The 1,080-nt window shown below is 65.1% G+C and carries 2 protein-coding genes; both read right to left on the bottom strand.

Translation table 11 applies throughout. The annotated features are described in order from the left end of the window. Positions 1 to 718: chaperonin GroEL (gene groEL, locus EJC49_RS24640; RefSeq protein WP_126702577.1), on the bottom strand; the 718-nt coding region annotated here is incomplete at its 3' end. 49 nt (positions 719 to 767) lie between these two features. Then, positions 768 to 1,080, bottom strand: a 313-nt coding sequence (locus tag EJC49_RS24635) for a co-chaperone GroES (RefSeq protein ID WP_148106334.1), incomplete at its 5' end; no start/stop codon positions are given.

The following is a 1,080-nucleotide window of genomic DNA, read 5'->3' as shown; positions in this document are numbered from 1 at the left end:
CCGCCTCGAGGATCGGAAGCATGGCCTGAAGGTTGCCGAGCCTCTTCTCGTGGATGAGGAGGTAGGGGTCTTCGAGCTCCACGCGCATCTTTTCTGCGTTGGTGACGAAGTAGGGCGAAAGGTAGCCGCGGTCGAACTGCATGCCCTCGACGACGTCGAGTTCGGTTTCGGCGTTCTTGGCCTCCTCGACGGTGATGACGCCTTCGTTGCCGACCTTGTCCATGGCCCTGGCGATCATCTCGCCGACGCTGGCATCGCCATTGGCCGCGATGGTGCCGACCTGCGCGATCTCGGCGGACGACTGGACCTTCCGGGCGCGGGCCTGGATGTCCTTGACCACGGCCGCGACCCCGAGGTCGATTCCGCGCTTCAAGTCCATCGGGTTCATGCCGGCGGCGACCAGCTTGGCGCCCTCGCGCAGGATCGATGCGGCCAGCACGGTGGCGGTGGTGGTGCCGTCGCCGGCCAGGTCATTGGTCTTGGAGGCGACCTCGCGCACCATCTGCGCGCCCATGTTCTCGAACTTGTCGGCGAGCTCGATCTCCTTGGCGACGGTGACGCCGTCCTTGGTGATGCGCGGGGCGCCATAGGCCTTGTCGATGATGACGTTGCGGCCCTTGGGGCCGAGCGTCACCTTGACGGCGTTGTTGAGCAGTTCGACGCCGCGCAGCATGTGATCGCGCGCGTCGCTGGAAAACCTGATTTCCTTGGCAGACATGATGTTCGTCCAGTTCGGTCTCGGGGATTGGGGGGCGAAGAACGGCGGGTCAGGCCGCCTGTTTCGCGGATGTGTCGATCGGCAGGACGATGCCCATGACGTCGGCCTCCTTGACGATCAGCAGCTCTTCGCCATCGATCTTCACCTCGACGCCCGACCACTTGCCGAACAGGACAGTGTCGCCGGCCCTCACGTCGGGTGGGATGAGCTTGCCGGCGTCGTCGCGCGATCCGGGGCCGACGGCGACGACGATGCCTTCCTGGGGCTTTTCCTTGGCGTTGTCGGGAATGATGATCCCACCCTTGGAGACCAGTTCGCCCTCGGCGCGCCGGATGACGACGCGGTCGTGGAGTGGACGGAAT

Source organism: Aquibium carbonis (assembly GCF_003970795.1).
GTDB classification, from domain to species: Bacteria; Pseudomonadota; Alphaproteobacteria; order Rhizobiales; family Rhizobiaceae; genus Aquibium; species Aquibium carbonis.
Note: the sequence above shows the minus strand (reverse complement) of the source record. Positions and strands in the feature narration are given on the sequence as shown.